Origin of the sequence: Cobetia sp. BMC6 (assembly GCF_029991385.1) — a bacterium.
Taxonomy (GTDB): Bacteria; Pseudomonadota; Gammaproteobacteria; order Pseudomonadales; family Halomonadaceae; genus Cobetia.
In genome coordinates, this window is the sequence record NZ_JAKUMF010000002.1 from 50,388 (window position 1) to 68,937 (window position 18,550).

The 18,550-nt window shown below is 63.7% G+C and carries 15 protein-coding genes; 4 read left to right on the forward strand and 11 right to left on the reverse strand.

The features are described 5' to 3' along the window. Positions 1-189 precede the first annotated feature (189 nt). From MKZ40_RS04420 to trpC, 3 genes are all read left to right on the forward strand, one after another. Positions 190-825, forward strand: coding sequence for an aminodeoxychorismate/anthranilate synthase component II (locus MKZ40_RS04420; protein WP_254627205.1), 636 nt, complete (start codon positions 190-192; stop codon positions 823-825). A gap of 77 nt (positions 826-902) precedes the next feature. Continuing rightward, positions 903-1,949 carry an anthranilate phosphoribosyltransferase gene (gene trpD, locus MKZ40_RS04425; protein WP_175090584.1) on the forward strand — a complete coding sequence of 349 codons (1,047 nt, stop codon included), beginning with the start codon at positions 903-905 and terminating at the stop codon, positions 1,947-1,949. Then, positions 1,949-2,773 carry an indole-3-glycerol phosphate synthase TrpC gene (trpC, locus tag MKZ40_RS04430; protein ID WP_175090583.1) on the forward strand — a complete coding sequence of 275 codons (825 nt, stop codon included), beginning with the start codon at positions 1,949-1,951 and terminating at the stop codon, positions 2,771-2,773. Before trpD ends, trpC begins: the two co-directional genes overlap by 1 nt. Positions 2,774-2,927: 154 nt before the next feature. On the opposite strand, the gene MKZ40_RS04435 is transcribed toward trpC, so the two are convergent. From MKZ40_RS04435 to ugpB, 7 genes are all read right to left on the reverse strand, one after another. Next, positions 2,928-3,746 (reverse strand): HAD-IIB family hydrolase, encoded by an 819-nt coding sequence (locus MKZ40_RS04435; RefSeq protein WP_175090582.1) that lies wholly within the window; start codon positions 3,744-3,746, stop codon positions 2,928-2,930. A gap of 105 nt (positions 3,747-3,851) precedes the next feature. Further along, entirely contained in the window at positions 3,852-4,673 is an 822-nt protein-coding gene (locus tag MKZ40_RS04440; protein WP_175090581.1) for a DeoR/GlpR family DNA-binding transcription regulator, read from the reverse strand. Then, positions 4,670-5,497: a glycerophosphoryl diester phosphodiesterase gene (locus MKZ40_RS04445; RefSeq protein WP_175090580.1), complete on the reverse strand. Its 828-nt coding sequence runs from the start codon at positions 5,495-5,497 to the stop codon at positions 4,670-4,672. Before MKZ40_RS04445 ends, MKZ40_RS04440 begins: the two co-directional genes overlap by 4 nt. A gap of 213 nt (positions 5,498-5,710) precedes the next feature. Continuing rightward, a complete protein-coding gene (locus tag MKZ40_RS04450; RefSeq protein ID WP_175090579.1) occupies positions 5,711-6,826 on the reverse strand; it encodes a sn-glycerol-3-phosphate import ATP-binding protein UgpC in 1,116 nt (371 codons plus the stop codon). 98 nt (positions 6,827-6,924) lie between these two features. Beyond that, positions 6,925-7,770, reverse strand: coding sequence for a sn-glycerol-3-phosphate ABC transporter permease UgpE (gene ugpE / locus MKZ40_RS04455; RefSeq protein ID WP_175090578.1), 846 nt, complete (start codon positions 7,768-7,770; stop codon positions 6,925-6,927). Further along, positions 7,770-8,645, reverse strand: a complete 876-nt coding sequence (ugpA, locus tag MKZ40_RS04460) for a sn-glycerol-3-phosphate ABC transporter permease UgpA (RefSeq protein ID WP_175090577.1) — start codon at positions 8,643-8,645, stop codon at positions 7,770-7,772. Before ugpA ends, ugpE begins: the two co-directional genes overlap by 1 nt. Positions 8,646-8,848: 203 nt before the next feature. Further along, on the reverse strand, positions 8,849-10,219 hold the full coding sequence (gene ugpB, locus MKZ40_RS04465) for a sn-glycerol-3-phosphate ABC transporter substrate-binding protein UgpB (RefSeq protein WP_175090576.1): 1,371 nt from the start codon (positions 10,217-10,219) through the stop codon (positions 8,849-8,851). Between the two features lie 390 nt (positions 10,220-10,609). Between ugpB and MKZ40_RS04470 the strand changes: the two genes are divergently transcribed. Further along, the gene (locus tag MKZ40_RS04470; RefSeq protein WP_175090575.1) at positions 10,610-11,197 is read left to right on the forward strand and encodes a hypothetical protein; all 588 of its coding nucleotides are present in this window, start codon (positions 10,610-10,612) and stop codon (positions 11,195-11,197) included. 132 nt (positions 11,198-11,329) lie between these two features. Here the strand turns inward: MKZ40_RS04470 and MKZ40_RS04475 are convergent, their stop codons facing one another. The 4 genes from MKZ40_RS04475 to betI form a co-directional block, all read right to left on the reverse strand. Further along, entirely contained in the window at positions 11,330-13,798 is a 2,469-nt protein-coding gene (locus MKZ40_RS04475; RefSeq protein ID WP_175090574.1) for an acyl-CoA dehydrogenase, read from the reverse strand. Positions 13,799-14,154: 356 nt separating this feature from the next. Then, positions 14,155-15,870 carry a choline dehydrogenase gene (gene betA, locus MKZ40_RS04480; RefSeq protein ID WP_175090573.1) on the reverse strand — a complete coding sequence of 572 codons (1,716 nt, stop codon included), beginning with the start codon at positions 15,868-15,870 and terminating at the stop codon, positions 14,155-14,157. Positions 15,871-16,217: 347 nt separating this feature from the next. After that, on the reverse strand, positions 16,218-17,699 hold the full coding sequence (gene betB / locus MKZ40_RS04485) for a betaine-aldehyde dehydrogenase (RefSeq protein ID WP_175090572.1): 1,482 nt from the start codon (positions 17,697-17,699) through the stop codon (positions 16,218-16,220). Then, the gene (gene betI, locus MKZ40_RS04490) at positions 17,692-18,348 is read right to left on the reverse strand and encodes a transcriptional regulator BetI (protein ID WP_175090571.1); all 657 of its coding nucleotides are present in this window, start codon (positions 18,346-18,348) and stop codon (positions 17,692-17,694) included. The genes betB and betI overlap by 8 nt, the downstream gene beginning before the upstream one ends. Positions 18,349-18,550: the final 202 nt, after the last annotated feature.

Consider the following 18,550-nt stretch of genomic DNA (forward strand, 5'->3'; position numbering starts at 1 on the left):
GCCAGCAGTGGTGGCGCTCCTGACAAGGGGGCGGCTTTCGCATGTCTGAAGTTCGAGGACGTACGACCAGAAGAATGCCGCCGACCAGGGCGGCATTTTTGTTGCTGGACGGCGGGAACGACACCACAGGAGAGCGGGCAGGCCGGTGAATCACGGCGCATGATCCGCTCCCGAGAATGGACACTGACCATGCAGACATTCACTTCGCAGGACGCCAGCACGCCACGCGTGCTGATGATCGACAACTTTGACAGCTTCACCTACAACATCGTCCAGTATCTGAGTGAGCTGGGCGCGGAAGTGCTGACCGTGCGCAATGACGCCATCACCCTCGAGCAGATCGAGGCGCTCGGCGCTTCACATCTGGTGCTGGGCCCGGGGCCGTGTACGCCCAACGAGGCCGGCATCACGCTGGAAACCATTCATCACTTCGCCGGCAAGCTGCCGATTCTGGGCGTGTGCCTCGGTCACCAGGCCATCGGTCAGGTCTATGGCGGCAAGGTGGTACGTGCCCCCCAGGTGATGCACGGCAAGACCTCCGCCGTGCGTCACGACAACAGCGGTGTCTTCGCCGCGCTGGCCGAGCCGCTGGAAGTCACGCGTTATCACTCGCTGGTGGTCGATCGCGAGAGCCTGCCCGAGTGTCTGATCGTCACCAGCTGGACGGATGACGAGGATGTCACGCCTCAGTTGATCATGGGCCTGCGTCATCGCGAGCTGGATGTCGAAGGCGTCCAGTTCCACCCCGAGTCGATCCTGACATTGCAGGGGCATGAGCTTCTGGCTAACTTCCTGCGCCGTGGCGAGGCTGCGAAAGCCGCTTGAGCGGGCGTTGATCGCAAGAGTCACATCCTATTTTTTCATGCGTCAGTCGCTGAGGCTGGCGCCTGCGGAGACACAACATGCAGATGCGTGAGGCGATTGGCGCCGTGATGCGCCGCCAGCACCTGAGCTACGACGACACTCATGCGGTCATGACGGCCATCATGACCGGCGAGGCGACCCAGGCGCAGATCGGGGCCTTGCTGATGGCGCTGTCGATGAAGGGCGAGACCGTCGATGAGCTGGCCGCCGCCGCCCAGGTGATGCGTGAGCTGATGACGCGTGTCACGGTGCGTGCCACCGATGCAGTGGATATCGTCGGCACCGGCGGTGATGGTGCCAACCTGTTCAATGTCTCCACGGCGGCAAGTTTCGTGGTGGCGGCCGCGGGTGGCCATGTGGCCAAGCATGGCAACCGCAGTGTGTCGTCATCGTCCGGCAGTGCCGACCTGCTTGAATCGGCTGGCATCAATCTGGCGCTGGACGTCGAGCAGGTCGCACGCTGCATCGATGATATCGGGGTCGGCTTCATGTTCGCGCCCAATCATCACGCAGCCATGAAGCACGTGATCGGCCCGCGCCGCGAGATGGGTGTGCGTACCATGTTCAACATTCTCGGTCCGCTGACCAATCCGGCCGGCGCCACCCGTCAGGTGCTGGGGGTCTATGACCCGGCGCTGGTACCGCTGATGGCCGAGGTGCTCAAGCGCCTCGGGGCCGAGCATGTGCTGGTGGTGCACAGCGATGATGGTCTGGACGAGATCTCGCTGGCGGCATCGACGCTGGTCAATGAACTCAAGGATGGCGAGATCCGCGAATACCGCATCGCGCCGGAAGACTTCGGTATCGCGCGCCAGTCGCTGGAAAGTCTGGCGGTGGAGACCTCGGATGCCAGCCTCAAGCTGGTGCAGCAGGCGCTGCGCGGTGATGAAGGCCCGGCCAGCGACATCGTGGCGCTCAATGCCGGCGCGGCTCTTTACGTGGCGGGCATCGCGGACAGTCTCAAGGAGGGGGTCAGCATTGCCGAGGACGTGCAGGCCAGCAAGCTGCCGTTCGAGAAGATGAAGGAGTTGGCAGATTTCACCCGTGTCTACGCCCAGGTCAATGATGAAGGAGCGACCCGCTGATGAGCACCGAGCAGACGACTGACAAGGCATTGCCGACTATCCTCGCCAGGATTCTGGCGCGCAAGGAAGAAGAGATCGCCGAGCGCAGCGCCGCGGTGAGCGAGGCGGATCTGCAGGCTCTGATCGAGAAGCAGAGCGCGCCGCGCGGCTTCATCGAGGCGTTGACGTCACGCATCGATCGTGGCGAGCCGGCCATCATCGCCGAAGTGAAGAAGGCGTCTCCCTCCAAGGGCGTGATCCGTGAAGACTTCGCGCCCGCCGAGATCGCCGTGGCCTACGAGCAGGCCGGCGCTGCCTGCCTGTCGGTGCTCACCGATGCCGACTTCTTCCAGGGGCATGAGGACTTCATGATCGAGGCGCGCGACGCCGTCTCGATTCCGGTGATTCGCAAGGACTTCATCATCCACCCGTATCAGGTGCTGGAAGCGCGTGCCATCGGCGCCGACTGCATTCTGTTGATCGTTGCGGCGCTGGACGATGCGCGCTTGAGCGCTCTGCATGATCAGGCGCGTGAGCTGGGCATGGATGTGCTGGTCGAGGTGCATGACGGCGAAGAGCTCAAGCGTGCACTGGCGCTGGGCATCGAGCTGGTCGGCATCAACAACCGTGACCTGCGCACCTTCGAGACGTCGCTGGAGACGACGCTGGACCTGCTGGCCGACATGCCGCAAGGCGTGCGTGTGGTCACCGAATCCGGCATCCATACCCGTGACGATGTGGCGAAGATGCGCGACGGTGGTGTCCATGGCTTCCTGGTGGGAGAAGCCTTCATGCGCTTTGATGATCCGGGTGAAGGTCTGCGGGGATTGTTCTTCGCGGATTGATAGCCGGTAGTTTGTGTTATTTGTTATCTTATGGATAACAAAAGCCCGCATGGTGATGCCATGCGGGCTTTTTCATGCCTGTCTGCTGACTTATGTATAAAAAGCCTGGGGCCGTCATCCTGCTGGAGGTCTATACCCGCCATCAGTCACAGGGTCAGGCGTCTGTCTTGACGCTCCCGACTCCCTTGCGTGCCGTAAGAAGAGCCTCGGCGATTTCCTCGACCCCGGCGCCATGACTGTGGCGTGTCACCCAGCTGGGCTCCCAACCCAGTGCCGCGCGGTGCTGGATGATATTGGCCACGCCTACGGTGTGACGGAAGGTCGCGAACATCGGCGCATCATTGGGCGCATCGCCGACGTACATCACCTCCTGCTCCAGCTGCATGCGGTCCAGCCCGAAGGTCTCGGTGAGGACCCGCACCGCCATGCGCGCCTTGTCGAACTCGCCCTGCCACGCATTGATGTGGATGGAGCTGGCGCGCGCCTGAATGCCAGCGGCCGTGAAGCCGGCGATGATGGCACGAATCTCGCTATGGGCCAGCGGGCCGACAGCCTGACAGTGGTCCACCGCGACATCGGCGAAGCGGAAGGGCTGGTCCTGGGCCAGTGCTGCGCACGGATGGTTGAGCAGCAGCTGGCGGGCGACGGTCATGACGTGGCGCTGGCGAGCGCGCAGGCGCTGCTCGTCTTCCCACCAGGTGGTGAGAACGCGCTGCCCCTGGCGGCGGAAGGCAAAGGCGCCGTTCTCACCGATCACGCTGGCGACCGGCCAGGCGCGCGCGATGTGATCACACCAGCCCGCACAGCCGCCCGTGACGGGAATGACCTTGATGCCGGCGGCATCCAGACACTCCAGCGCCGCCAGCGTCGATGCCGCGAGACGCCCTTCATGGGTGAGGGTGTCATCGATATCGGTCAACAGATACCGGATATCCGACAGGGTGCTGGCGGGACAGTGGGCGAAGGCTTGCATGGTGATTCCAGGAGTCCTCAGAAGGTAAGCGGGAGCGCGGCTGTCATCCGTCGCGTGTCCCTTCAGTATCGTCGATGCGTGACGGCTTGCGCGACGCGCCTCGGTTCAGGCGGTGAAGCGCACCGACAGGCTCTGCTGGCTGGCAGCCTCCAGCGCGCTGCGATAATCGGGCTGATGGGGCAGCTCATCGGTGACCAGCAGGTCGATCTCCTCGAGCGGGGCGATGCGGCACATGGCGGCGCGCCCCCATTTGCTGGCGTCGGCGACCAGAATCCTGCGCTGGGCGTGGCCGATCAGTGTACGACTGACCGCAGCTTCCTCCGGGTCGAAATCGAGCAGCCCACCGGTATCGAGGCCGCCACAGCCGAGGACCGCGATATCGACCTGATGACGCGCGAAGAAGGCCACGGTGGCACTGCCGACCACGTCGAGATCCTGTGGGCGCAGTTGTCCTTCCGCCAACTGGACGGCGACATCCGGATGGGTCGAGAGCGCCTGCGCCACCTGCAGATTGTTGGTGATCACGCGCAGGCCGCGCCGGGCAAGCAAGGCTTCGGCGACCGCCACCACGCTGGTGCCGATGCCCAGTGCCAGGGTGGCGCCATCGGGAATCTCGGCGACCACGCTGGCGGCCATGGCCTGCTTGGCGGTTCGTGCCAGCATGATGCGCTGGGTATGACCCAGGTTGTAACCGCCCGGTGGGCGCTCGATGCCGCCGTGGCGTCGACGCGCCAGCCCGCGCTCACACAGCACGGCAAGATCACGCCGGATGGTCTGGGGCGTGACGTCGAAGGCATGGGCCAGCGGGTCGACCGCCAGTTGGCCCTCGCGGGCCAGTCGCTCGAGAATCTGTTGCTGGCGCGTCGTCAGTGCGTCATTGCTCGCGTGTTCGACGCTGCGACTGTCGCGCTCGATGCCCGGGCTCATGTCCGGGATAGCCCTTGCGTAGTGGTGTCATTCGGCAGAGTGGGCTCGCGATCCTCCTCGCTGAAGATGGCCGGGTCATCGCTGATGACGGCATCCACACCCCAGGCCCAGCGGGGTGCGAAGGCCGCCGCATCATTGGGCGTGTAGCAGAGCAGCTTGTGGCCTCGGCTGGTGACGGCACTGGCCGCGGCCCGCGTCAGGGCGCGCCAGTCGGCATGCACGGAGCTTGCGTTCAGCTCATCGGCCAGGCTCTGCCAGTCATCGGGGATGTCATCGAAGAGCAGGCCGATATGCACCTGTGGGTCGCGTTGACGCGTCAGGCGCAGCGCCTGGGGATCAAACGACGAGATGATCAGGTGTGAGGCGGGTAGATGGGCGCTGGCCATCGGAATGGCGGCATCGACCAGCGCCTGGGCATCGTGGCCGGGACTGAGCTTGAGCTCCAGATTCAGACGCATGTCCAGGCGTGCGATCAGCTCCAGCGCCTGCTTGAGCGAGGCCATCCGCTCACCGGCAAAGCACGCATTGAACCAGCTGCCGACATCGAAGGTCTGCACGCTGTCCCAATCGAGATTCTTGAGCTTGCCACGCCCATCCGAGCAGCGATTCACGCCGGCATCGTGCCAGATGACCGGTGTGCCGTCGCCCAGCAACTGCACGTCCAGCTCCACCCATTGAAAGCCGGCCTCATGCGCTGCCTGAATGGCGGCCAGGGTGTTTTCCGGCGCATAGGCCGACAGACCGCGATGCGCGATCGCCAGGGGCAGGGACAGAGCGTTGTCGGTTGAGCGTGATGAGTCAGCTGAATGTGACGATGAAGCCATGGTGAATCCTCACAGAAAGAATGGCATGTCTGCCCGCTACGCAGCTGCGGCATCGATCAGTCGAGACGGGGCACTGAGGCACAGGCGCGAGACTGATCAGGGCAGGTCCCAAGCATTACCATCCAATGATGACGTTATCAGGGCAAGGGGTTCAGTTGGCCCGCGACGGGATGGCCGCGCCTGCTTGATGACAGCGCTTTACGACGACAGCGGTCATTTGATGGCCGCTGTCACCTGCTCGCGGGTTGCCAGCCGCTTGCCGTCGGCGCCGAACAGGTGGGCACGCGCCGGAAGGATGGCCAGGCGCAGCGTCTGTTCTTCCGTGACGGCGTGCTCGCCATCCAGTCTCACTACCAGCGGCTCGCTCTGGCCATGCAGTCGGCAGTACGCGAGGGTGTCGGCACCCAGCGGTTCGACCAGCTCGATGCGCGCCTCAAGCTCCGCGGCCCCTGCGGGCAGGGCATCGTCTGTCTCCAGCATCTGCAGGTGCTCGGGACGAACGCCGAGGGTCAGCTCATCCCCCATGGTCAGGCCTTCGCCCTGCAGGGCAATGGTTGCGCCACACGGCAGTACGAGGCCTGCCTGTACCTGGGTGGCGCTCAGGAAGTTCATCGCCGGGGAACCGATGAAGCCGGCGACGAACTGACTGGCGGGCTGATCATAGAGCGCCATCGGCGTACCGAACTGCTCGACATGGCCGCCGTTCATCACCACCAGGCGATCCGCCAGGGTCATGGCTTCGGTCTGATCATGGGTCACGTAGACGGAAGTGACCTTGAGGCGCTTCTGCAGGCGGCGGATCTCGAGACGCATCTGCACGCGCAGCTTGGCGTCCAGATTCGAGAGTGGCTCATCGAACAGGAAGACCTGCGGCTTGCGCACGATGGCGCGCCCCATGGCGACACGTTGACGCTGGCCGCCGGAGAGCTGCTTGGGGCGGCGATCGAGCAGTTCGGTCAGGCCCAGCAGCTCGGCGGCCTCGCTGACGCGCTGCTGGATCTCGTCCTTGGGCGTGCGCCGATTCCTGAGGCCGTAGGCCATGTTGTCGAACACGCTCATGTGCGGGTAGAGCGCGTAGTTCTGGAACACCATCGCGATATCGCGCTCGGCGGGTTCCAGGTCATTGACGCGCTTGCCGTTGATCTCCAGATCGCCCTCGGAGATGTCTTCCAGACCCGCCAGGGTGCGCAGCAGGGTCGACTTGCCACAGCCGGACGGGCCGACGATGACGATCAACTCGCCTTCGCCGAAAGCCAGGTCGATGCCATGCAGGGCCTTGTAGCCATTGGGGTACTGCTTCTTGAGCTGCTTGAGCGCCAGTGTTGCCATGAGTCATGTATCCAGAGCGGTGGCGTGACGGGCAAGTCTGCCCATCACGGTGTAACGGGATCAGGGGCGGACGAGGTGTCGCAGGTCGGAGCGCGAGATCACTTCTCGCTGTCCACCAGGCCCTTGATGAAGTAGCGCTGCATGAACAGGATCACCAGCACCGGTGGGCCCATGGCCAGCAGCGTGGTGGCGGTGACGTCCTGCCACGGCACCAGACCATCACCGGTGGTCAGCATGCGCTTGAGGCTGACGACGATGGTCAGGTAATCGGCATCGGTCGTGATCAACAGCGGCCACAGATACTGATTCCAGCCGTAGATGAACATGATCACGAACAGCGCCGCGATGTTGGTCTTCGACAGCGGCAGCAGGATGTCCTTGAGAAAGCGCCACGGCCCGGCGCCATCGATGCGCGCGGCCTCGACCAGTTCCGCCGGAATGGTCAGGTAGAACTGACGCAGCAGGAAGGTCGCGGTGGCGCTGGCGATCAGCGGCAGGATCAGGCCGGCGTAGCTGTCCAGCATGTTGAGGTCGGCTACCACCTTGAAGGTCGGCAGGATACGCACCTCCACCGGCAGCATCAGGGTGATGAAGATCAGCCAGAAGCACAGCTTGCGGAAGCGGAACTCGAAGAAGACGATCGCGTAGGCGGCCAGCACCGAGATGATGATCTTGCCGATGGCGATGCCGAGTGCCATCAGCATCGAGTTGAACAGCAGAGTCATCACGTCGGCGCCAAGACTGCTGACCGGGTCTGCCAGCAGATGACGGTAGTTGTCCAGGCCAGCCTCGCCGATCCAGACGGGGGCGACATTGGAATAGAGGTCACCCATCTCGTGGGTGCTGGCGCTGAAGGCGATCCAGACCGGCAGGAAGAACACTGCGCAGCCGACGATCAGCAGGGCATGGCTTGCGATATCAAGCCCGGGGCGGTTATAGCGCATCAGTACTGCACCTTCTTCTCGACATATCTGAACTGGATCAGCGTCAGCACGCCGACGATGACCATCAACAGCACGGATTGGGCAGCACTCGAACCCAGGTCCTGCCCGACGAAACCATCTTCATAGACCTTGTAGACCAGGGTGCGCGTCGAGCCGGCCGGGCCGCCCTGGGTGGTGGCATCGATGGTGCCGAAGGTCTCGAAGAAGGCGTAGACCACGTTCATCACCAGCAGGAAGAAGCTGGTCGGTGAGAGCAGCGGGAAGGTGATGGTCCAGAAACGCCGCCAGGGGCCGGCGCGATCCATCGCGGCGGCTTCCAGCAGACTCTTGGGAATCGCCTGGAGGCCGGCGAGGAAGAACACGAAGTTGTAGCTCATCTGCTTCCAGATCGAGGCCAGCACCACCAGCAACATGGCCTGATCGCCATTGAGCTTGTGGTTCCAGTCGATGCCGATGGCGGACAGCAGCTCCGGCAGGATGCCCAGCGTCGGATCGAACAGGAACAGCCACAACACCCCGGCAACGGCGGGTGCCACGGCGTAGGGCCAGATCAGCAGGGTCTTGTAGGCATGTGCGCCGCGCAGTACGCGGTCCGCCAGCACGGCCAGTCCCAGCGCCAGTGCCATGGCACCGAAGGCCACCGCAAAGGAGAAATAGGTGGTCGTCCATAGTGTCGTGAGGTATTCCGGCTCGCTCAGCACGCTGACGAAGTTGCTCAGCCCGGTGAATTCCCGCGAGAGACCGAAGGCATCCTCGACATAGAAGGCCTGTTCGATGGCCTGGTAGGCCGGCCAGAAGAAGAACACGCCAACGATCAGCAGCTGGGGTGCCAGCAGTATCCAGGGCGTTATGGGGTGTCGATTGAAATGGGCCATGCAGCAGGGGTCTCGCAAGCAAGGAGGGGCTGGGTGGTTCCATCGGTAACACGGAGCCGGCAAGCCTCGGCCGCTCCTGCACCATCACGCCGTGAGAGAAGGGAAAGGACACCGGATGTCGGATGTGCTTTCCGCTCTCTGGCGATTGAGAATGGCGGGAGGGCGGGCCTGGCATGGGCCCGCCCTCCCCGGTGTGGCGATGATCAGCCGTTGGCGCGTTCGAACTTCTCGAGCAGCGAATCACCACGCTTGACGGCGTTGTCCAGGCCGTCCTGCACGCTTTCCTTGCCGGAGAAGATCTTCTCCAGCTCTTCATTGATCACGTCACGAATCTGCACCATGTTGCCCAGGCGCAGCCCCTTGGAGTTCTCGGTCGGCGTCGCGGAGGTCATCTGGGTGATGGCGACGTCGGTACCCGGGTTCTCGGCGTAGAAGCCCTGTTCGCGCGTCAGCTCTGCCGCGGCAGTGGTGATCGGCAGATAGCCGGTGAACTGGTGCCAGTCGGCCTGCACTTCGGGCTTTGAGAGGTACTGGAAGAACTTGGCGACACCCTGGTACTCCTCATCGCTGTGACCGGACAGTACCCACAGCGACGCGCCACCGATGATGGAGTTCTGCGGTGTCTCGATCACGTCGCTGTCATAGGGCAGCGGTGCGACGCCGAACTCGAAGCCCTTGGCGCTTTCCTTGACGCCGGCATAGCTGGCGGAAGAGCCCATCATCATTGCGCACTCGCCGGAGTAGAACTTGGGCGCCGCATCATCGAAGCGACCGCCGAATACGAAGCGCTTGTCGGCCTGCCAGTCGTCGAGACGCTGGATGTGATCGACCACGGCGGTCGTGTTGAATTCAAGGCGGGTATCAGTGCCGGCGAAGCCATTGGCCTGGCTGGCGAAGGGCACGTCGTTGCGCGCCGAGAAGTTCTCGAGCATCACCCAGGACGGCCAGGTGGTGGTCAGACCACAGCTGGCGGCGCCGGAATCGACGACCTTCTTGAGCGCAGCGCCCATTTCCTGCCAGGTCTGCGGGAGGGACTCGACGCCCGCCTCGGCCAGCACGTCCTTGTTGTAGTAGGTCACCGGCGTCGAGGAGTTGAACGGCATCGACAGCATCTTGCCGTCGGTGTCGGTGTAATAGCCGGTGACGGCAGACAGGTAGGCGTTAGGGTCGAAGGCGGTGCCTTCCTGCGGCGCGAAGTCTGCCATCAGCTGATGCACCGGGACGATCGCGCCCTTGGCGCTCATCATGGTGGCGGTGCCGACCTCGAAGATCTGCACTATGTCCGGGCCCTTGCCGGCGCGGAAGGCGGCGATGGCGGAGGTCATGGTCTCGGAGTAGTTGCCCTTGAAGACCGGCTTGACGACGTAGTCGTCCTGGCTTGCATTGAAGTCGGCCGCGATCTCGTCGACCTTCTTGCCGAGCCCGCCCCCCATGGCGTGCCACCATTCCACCTCGGTGGCGGCGAGGGCGCTGGCGGAGGCGGAGGCGAAACCGATGGCCAGCGCGAGGCTGGCGAGGCGACGAGTCGCGGTGGCAGTCGTGCGGGTGCTTGCATGATGAGTCGGGCGGCGCATGGTCAAACTCCTGAGAGGTTCCCCTGGCCAGCTTCCGCACAAAGAAGAAGGACGCTGGCCGCTGACGATCGATGGCGACGATCAAGTGAACATTTTCTTGTTCTTTTGATGATCGTCCGAAAAGCGTAGACGACTCTATAGCGCCCGCCTTACAACTTTGTGACAGGAAGATGTTCATTCGAGCGAGGCTGAACTTATGGCTGAACTCGAGACTGAGTTTATGGCTCGGCGGCTGCTGGATATGCTTTGTCTAAACAGCCGGCGTGTGGCGCTGGTAGCTCGGCCAAGGCTGGCAAGCGAGGCGTTGGTCGCAACTCAAGGCCGGAATAAGCGGCCGGCGAGCGAGTGTGCTAGTCTTGCGCGCTGAAAATGCCTGTGGCGGAGAACGCGATGAAAGTGGTTGAAGTGAGTGCCGGTGCCCGACGTGATGCCTGTCTGGCGATGCTGTGCGCCGAAGTCCATGGCCGCGAAGGGGGGCTGGATGCGCTGGTGAGTTACGCCGGCGTGCGTGGGGTGTGGTTCGAGAATGAGATGGCGCGCCTGTTCGCGCTGGTCGACGATGCCGAGCGCATCCACTCTGCCGCGCTGCTGGTACTCGACGAGAACGCACGTGGCCTGAATCTGGCGCTGTGGGCGACGCCGACGGTGCATCGCGGTCATGACCACGGCATCGCGCTGGTCTCCCAGCTGGCCGATCACGGTCGCCTGCAGGTACGCATCACCGACAGTTCACTGGTCAGCGTGCTGCGTCGCGCCGGCATCAACGACTGGCTGGAGGCTGAGGCCGAAGGGGATCAACCGCGTGAGCTGGTCGGCATGAATCCGGCGGCGCGTGTCGGCAACCTGGCGGCCCTCGACGCGCCGCTGCGCCTGGACCGCGAGCGCATCAAGCGCTCCTTCAAGGCGCGCCCGAAGGACTTCGAGACCTACAAGAACGCCTTCGTGCGTGACCTGGAGCACTTCGCGCGTCATATCTGAGGATGAGATGACGCAAGCGAATGGCATGCTCTGCCAAGACAAAGGCCCCGCTCATTGAGCGGGGCCTTTGTGGTTCTGCGATCAGTGATCAGTGATCAGTTCGTGCGTCGATCACGTGGGCGTCGCCAGTGATCAGGCGGCGTCCTGCTGCGGGTTGGAGGCGGTGCCGTCACTCGCCATCGGCTTGCGCACGAAGGCGTCGAATTCGAAGTGGTCGACGGTCAGCATGTCGAGCACCTCGGCTTCGAAGACGCGCATGAAGTCGCCATCCTCTGCTGACAGGATGCCTGCCTCGACCGCCGCTTCGATACGTGCTTCCGGTGACAGGGCATCGGCCGGAATCTCGCCCTTGTGGTAGGCCTTGGCCAGCGCCTTGTAGATCGGCTCGGCGCGCGGATAGTCCTTGAGCAGCGCGTTGTAGCGGGCGAGGGCGTTGTCCTGCTGGCCTTCGTCCTGGGCGTCCCAGGTGTTGTCGGTCAGCTTGGCACGCAGTGCAGTGTCGGTGGAAACGGCACGGGCGACCTCGCGGGTCAGGCTATCCCTGGGCATGGCGAACTGACGGCCACGCGGCAGGGCGATCACGCGCAGGGCAGTGCCCAGCGCACGGTTGGGCAGGTTGGCGAACAACTCATCCAGTGCCTTCTCCGCGCGGTGCAGCAGCCATTGCATGCTGTAGTGGAACAGCGCCTCTTCGTGTTCGCAGGCCTCGGTTTCGTGCCACTGCTTGAGCGTCAGTGATGCCAGATAGAGGTTGGACAGCACGTCACCCAGGCGCGCCGACAGCATTTCGCGCGCCTTGAGGCTGGAGCCGAGGCTTGCCATGGCTGCATCGGCGGACAGCGAGAAGGCGGCGCTGAAGCGATTGATGTGGCTGGCGTAGGGTGTGGCAACGGTGTCGAAGCCACTGGCCTTGCCACCGATACCGAAGCTCTGGGTGAAGGCGCGTGCCGCGTTGCCGAAGATCAGGCCGGCATGGCGGAAGAAGGCCTTGTCGAAGGCGTTCAGGTCATCGGCGTCCTTGGCGGCCAGCTCTTCCAGCACGTAAGGATGGCAGCGGATCGCGCCCTGACCGAAGATCATCAGGTTGCGGGTCATGATGTTGGCGCCTTCCACCGTGATCGAGACCGGAGTGCCGGCGTAGGCCACGCCAATGTAGTTGCGCGGGCCAAGCGTCACGCCGCGTCCGCCGTGGATGTCCATGCCATCGGCCAGCAGCGAGCGAGCCATCTCGGTCAACTGGCTCTTGAGGATGGCGGAAGGCACCGCCGGCTTGTGGCCGTTGTCGATCATGTTGGCGGTGTGCAGCACCGACGCCTGGCTGATGTAGTTCATCGCGGCCATGCGCGCCAGGGGCTCCTGAACGCCTTCCATCTCGGCCACCGGCAGATTGAACTGACGGCGGATGCGCGCAAAGCCGGCGCTCCAGCCCAGTGCGTAGCGCGAGATGCCCGCAGAGCCGGATGGCAGGGTGATGCAGCGACCCACCGACAGACACTCGACCAGCATCTTCCAGCCCTGGCCGGCCATCTGCTCGCCACCGATCAGGTAGCTGAGCGGAATGAAGACGTCCTTGCCGAAGATCGGACCATTCATGAACGGCGCACCGATCGGGTGGTGACGACGGCCGATGTCCATGCCGTCGGTGTCACGCGGAATCAGGGCACAGGTGATGCCGATGTCTTCCACGTCACCCAGCAGGTGCTCGGGGTCGAACATGCGGAAGGCCAGGCCGACCACGGTGGCGACCGGCGCCAGGGTGATCCAGCGCTTCTCGAAGTTCAGGCGAATACCGACGACTTCCTCGCCATCATGCATGCCGCGACACACGATGCCGGTGTCCGGGATGGAAGTCGCATCACTGCCGGCACGCGGGCCGGTCAGGCCGAAACACGGGATCTCGCGGCCATCGGCTAGACGCGGCAGGTAATAGTTCTTCTGTTCTTCGCTGCCGTACTTGAGCAGCAGCTCGCCCGGGCCGAGGGAGTTGGGCACGCCGACGGTGACCATCAGCGTCTCGTTGACTGCCAGCTTCTGCAGCACCAGCGACTGCGCCTTGGCCGAGAAGCCCAGGCCACCATATTCCTTGGGAATGATCATGCCGAAGAACTTCTCGCGCTTGAGGTATTCCCACAGCGCTTCGGGCAGATCGGCACGCTCGCGTGCGATCTCCCAACTGTTGGTCATGCCGCAGGCGATAGAGCACTGCTGGTCGATGAAGGCCTGCTCTTCGCTGGAGATGCCCTCGTTGCGCTGTGCGGTCAGGGTGTCCCACTGCGGCTTGCCGGAAAAGAGCTCGGCGTCCCAGAACACGGTGCCGGCTTCCAACGCCACCTTCTCGGTGTCCGAGACCTTGGGGGAGACCTTCTTGAACATCGCGAACAGACGCGGGCTGAGCCACTTGCTGCGCAGGGCCGGCAGGCCACATACCGCGACCAGTGCCGCGCCGATCAGCAGTAGGCAACCCAGCACCGGCGCGTCGACCGCCAGGCCGACGATGCCGATGATGGCGAGAACGCCGATGGCCGCGAGGGCCCCGGCTTCGCGTGCCATGACGGCCAACAGACCGGCAATGGCGACAAGGATGAGGATGAGCTGCGTCATGGCAGGATCTCCGGGTGGCGAGGGATGGTGTCTTTGCATGGTGTTACTACAGCGTAGCAGCCATGCGTTTAGAACGGTTGTTTGAATTGTCTTCAGCGTATCCCATGTTGCTCGACCCTGCAGTACGCCCAAGGTCTAAGGTGTGCGGATTCGTTCTCGAAAAGGACAGCCGCCCGGGCCAGGCAGTCGGAGAGCGCAAGACCGGGGTGAGTGGCTGTTTCTGACAGGCATGAAAAAGGCCCCGCAATGCGGGGCCTTGGACGATCGATAGCGCTTGCGTGCGTGAGGCCAGACTACCTGTCGCAGGCGTTGATCAGTGCTTGGTCATCGACCCGAGCTCAGTCATTGATCAGTGCTCAGCCATTGATCGGCGCGGAATCGATCTGGCGCTTTGCGGGCTGTTTGGCCGGTGTGCCCGGCTCGACCACGAAGTAGTCAGCGTCGGACGGCGGCAGCGGAGCACGGCCCCGAATCTTGTCGGCCATCTTCTCGGCCAGCATGATCGTCGGCGCGTTCAGGTTGCCGGTGGGGATGACCGGGAACAGCGAGGCATCGACGACGCGCAGGTTGTCGAGGCCATGTACGCGACCGGCACCATCGACCACGGAGGTCTCGTCACTGCCCATGCGGCAGCTGCCGCACGGGTGGTAGGCCGTCTCGGCATGATTGCGTACGTACTCGTCGAGCTGCTCGTCTGTCTGGACATCAGCACCCGGCGCCAGTTCGCGGCCACGGTAATCATCCAGTGCCGGCTGAGCGATGATCTCGCGAGTCAGGCGAATGGCGGCGCGGAACTCTTCCCAGTCCCGCTCCTCGGCCATGTAGTTGAAGAAGATCGAGGGCGCGGCCTTGGGGTCGAGAGAGGTCAGTCGGACACGACCCTTGCTCTGGGAGCGCATGGAACCGACGTGTGCCTGGAAGCCGTGGCCCTGCACCGCGCTCTTGCCGTTGTAGCTGATCGCGATCGGCAGGAAGTGATACTGCAGGTTCGGCCAGGCTTCGTTGTCATCGCTGCGAATGAAGCCGGCGGCCTCGAACTGGTTGCTGGCACCCACACCAGTCCCCTTGAGCATCCACTCCAGGCCGATGGGCGGCTGGTTGTACCACTTGAGGGACGGGTAGAGCGAGATCGGCTTGGTGCACTCGTACTGGATGTAGAGCTCGAGGTGATCCTGCAGGTTCTCGCCCACGCCCGGCAGGTGGTGCACCATCTTCACGCCCAGCGGCTCGAGATGTTCACGGTTGCCGACGCCTGAGCGCTGCAGGATCTGCGGCGAGGCGATGGCGCCGGCGCACAGCAGCACTTCCTTGCGCGCACGCACGCGGTGGTCCTGGCCCTTGCGCTCGTACTTCACACCGACCGCCGTCTTGCCTTCAAACAGGATGACGTCGGTGGTGGCACGCGTCTCGATGGTCACGTTGGGGCGCTTCTTGGCGGTATCCAGATAGCCGCGCGCGGTGGAGGCACGACGGCCTTCCCTGGTCACGAAGCGGTCCATCGGGCCGAAGCCTTCCTGCTGGTAGCCGTTGACGTCTTCGGTGGCCGGGTAGCCCGCCTCGATGCCTGCCGCGATGAAGGCATGATAGAGCTCGTTGTTGCCCTGCTTGGGCGTGGTGACAGACACCGGGCCGTCGCCGCCATGGTAGTCATTCGGGCCGATATCGCGTGTCTCGCACTTGCGGAAGTAGGGCAGGCACTCACGATAGTTCCAGTCGGCCAGGATGGGGTCCTTGGCCCAGTTGTCGTAATCCAGCGCGTTGCCGCGGATGTAGCACATGCCATTGATCAACGAGGAGCCGCCCAGGCCCTTGCCGCGACCACATTCCATGCGACGGTTGTTCATGTGCGGCTCAGGGTCAGTCTTGAAGTCCCAGTTGTAGCGCTGACCCTGCAGCGGGTAGGCCAGGGCGGCGGGCATCTGGGTACGGAAGTCGAAGCGGTGGTCGCGGCCACCGGCTTCAAGCAACAGCACGCTGACGTCGGAATCTTCGCTCAGGCGGGTGGCCAGCACGTTGCCGGCACTGCCGGCACCGATGATGACGTAGTCGTATTCACGCTCGAATTGGCCCATGAAATCTCCTTTCGTATCAGATGCCACATGCGGGCGCAGGACGCCCCGTCGACGACGAGGGGTGGCCACTGCCGGGCGGATGGATACGGTGATGTGTCTGTGAAGAGTCGTCGGGGCACCGCATGACAGCAAGCTGCCACAGGGGACTCGACGACTCATCGGAATTCGGGCACCGCGCGCGGCGCTGGCGAGCGACACGGCGTGCAGCCGGCATGGCGAGTGTTCGACATGCCGGCAGGTGGGGCATCTGGCGCTTCGTCTTGCTTAGTCCCGGTATTGAGGCCCGGTACTTCAGCCTCTGGCGCCAGAGGATGCTGCTGTCGTCAGGCCTTTCGGCCAGTGATGGCTCAGAAGGCGGACTCGAACGGGCCCATCTCGACCAGCACGGACTTGGTCTGGGTGTAATGAGACAGCGTCTCGACACCGTTCTCGCGACCGATACCGGACTGCTTGTAGCCGCCGACCGGCATCTCGGACGGCGACTCGCCCCAGGTGTTGACCCAGCAGATACCGGCTTCGAGCTGGTGAATCACGCGATGCGCGCGGTTCAGGCTCTCGGTGAACAGGCCAGCCGCCAGTCCATAGGTGGTGTCGTTGGCGCGACGGATGACTTCCTCTTCACTGTCGAAGGACAGGATGGACATCACCGGACCGAAGATCTCTTCCTGCACGATGCGCATGTCATCGCTGCAGTCGGTGTAGACGGTCGGTGCGACCCAGGCGCCCTTGGCGAAGTCGCCTTCGCTCATGCGCTCACCGCCGACCAGCAGACGTGCGCCGTCCTGCTTGGCGATCTCCAGATAGGAGACGACCTTGTCCAGGTGCTCGAAGCTGACCAGCGGACCGAAGGTGGTGGCGCGATCCTGCGGGTCGCCGGCCTTGATGCGCGCGACGCGCTCGACGATCTTGGCCTCGAAGGCCTCCTTGACGCTGGCTTCGATGAAGACGCGGGTGCCGTTGGTGCACACCTGACCGGAGCTGTAGAAGTTGGCCATCATGGCGCCGTCGGCGGCGCGGTCGAGATCGGAGTCGGCGAATACCAGCAGCGGGGACTTGCCGCCCAGCTCCATGGTGACTTCCTTGAGGCTGGAAGAGGCGGAAGCGGACATGACCTTCTTGCCGGTACCGGCTTCCCCGGTGAAGGAGATCTTGGCGATATCCGGGTGCTCGGTGAGCATCACGCCGACGCGGGCATCGCCCTGCACGACATTGAACACGCCGTCCGGCAGGCCGGCTTCGGTGAAGATCTCGGCCAGCTTCAGTGCGCTCAGCGGCGTGACTTCGCTGGGCTTGAAGACCATGGCGTTGCCGGCGGCGAGGGCCGGGGCGGACTTCCAGCAGGCAATCTGGATCGGGTAGTTCCAGGCACCGATGGCGCCGATGACGCCCAGCGGCTCCTTGCGGGTATAGACGAAGGCTTCCTGACGCAGCGGCATCTGGCTGCCTTCGATGGCCGGCGCGAGGCCCGCGTAGTACTCGAGTGCATCGGCACCGGTGACGATGTCGACCGCTTCGGTCTCGGACAGCGGCTTACCGGTGTCGAGTGTCTCGAGCAGCGCCAGTTCGTCGTTGCGCTCGCGCAGCAGATCGACGGCGCGGCGCAGGATGCGTGAACGCTCCATGCCGGTCATCGCGGCCCACACCTTCTGACCCTGCAGGGCGCTTTCGACGGCGGTATCGACGTCGGCACCGCTGGCCTGCTGGATCTCGGCGATGACTTCGCCGGTGGCCGGGTTGACGGTCTCGAAGGTCTCGCCGGAGGTAGCCTCGACCCGACGGCCACCGATGTAGAGGGTCTGGGTCGGGAAGCTTGCGTTGCCGTTAGCCATGCGTGCGCTCCTTACTGGGTTCAGGGGAAGTGGGGGAGTCTGTCGCGTTCAGGGATACTGTCATGTGACGTGTCAGCTGGTAGTCGGCATATTCGTAGGCGAGGCGGCGTGCGCGCTCGACATCGAGGCCGGTCGGGTCCAGCGTACCGCGCAACCACAAGCCGTCGATCAGGGCGGCCAGTCCGGCCGCGGCATCACGTGCCTCGTTCAGCGGCATGCAGCGGCGGAACAGGGCACACAGATTGGAGATCAGCCGCCTGTCGTTGACCCGCTGCAGGCGTTCCAGCGGAATGCGGTGCATGCTGGAGGCCCAGAAGGCCAGCCAGGTCTTGGAGACACTCTGACTGACCTGGCTGCGGTCAAAGTTGCCGTCGATCACCGCGCGCAGATGGCTGCGGACGTCATCATCTGCCAGTGCGGCGCGACGCTCACTGACGGCGCTGCGCAGGTCAGTGAGAATCTGGCGCATGGTGGCTTCCATCAAGCCATCCTTGCCGCCGAAATAGTGGCTGATGATACCGGTGGATACACCTGCGTGACGGGCGATACGGGCCACGGTCGCGTCGGCGAGTCCAGCCTCATCGATGGCTTGCATGGTGGCCTGGATCAACTGGCGGCGGCGGATAGGTTCCATTCCCACTTTGGGCATCAACGGAGTCCTTTTCGTATATCGGGTCGGTGTGACACCGGGTGTGGCCATGGTACTGGATCATCACCGGTTTGCCGCGAGCGCTGCACCATGCTGTCGTGTGCAAAGTTTTTATTGAACGTTCAATTAACAAAAAGTGTAGAGGCTGGTTCTCGATGCGTCAAGTTGAGGCAGGGCGGGGCAGCCAGGGGGCTGTCAACAG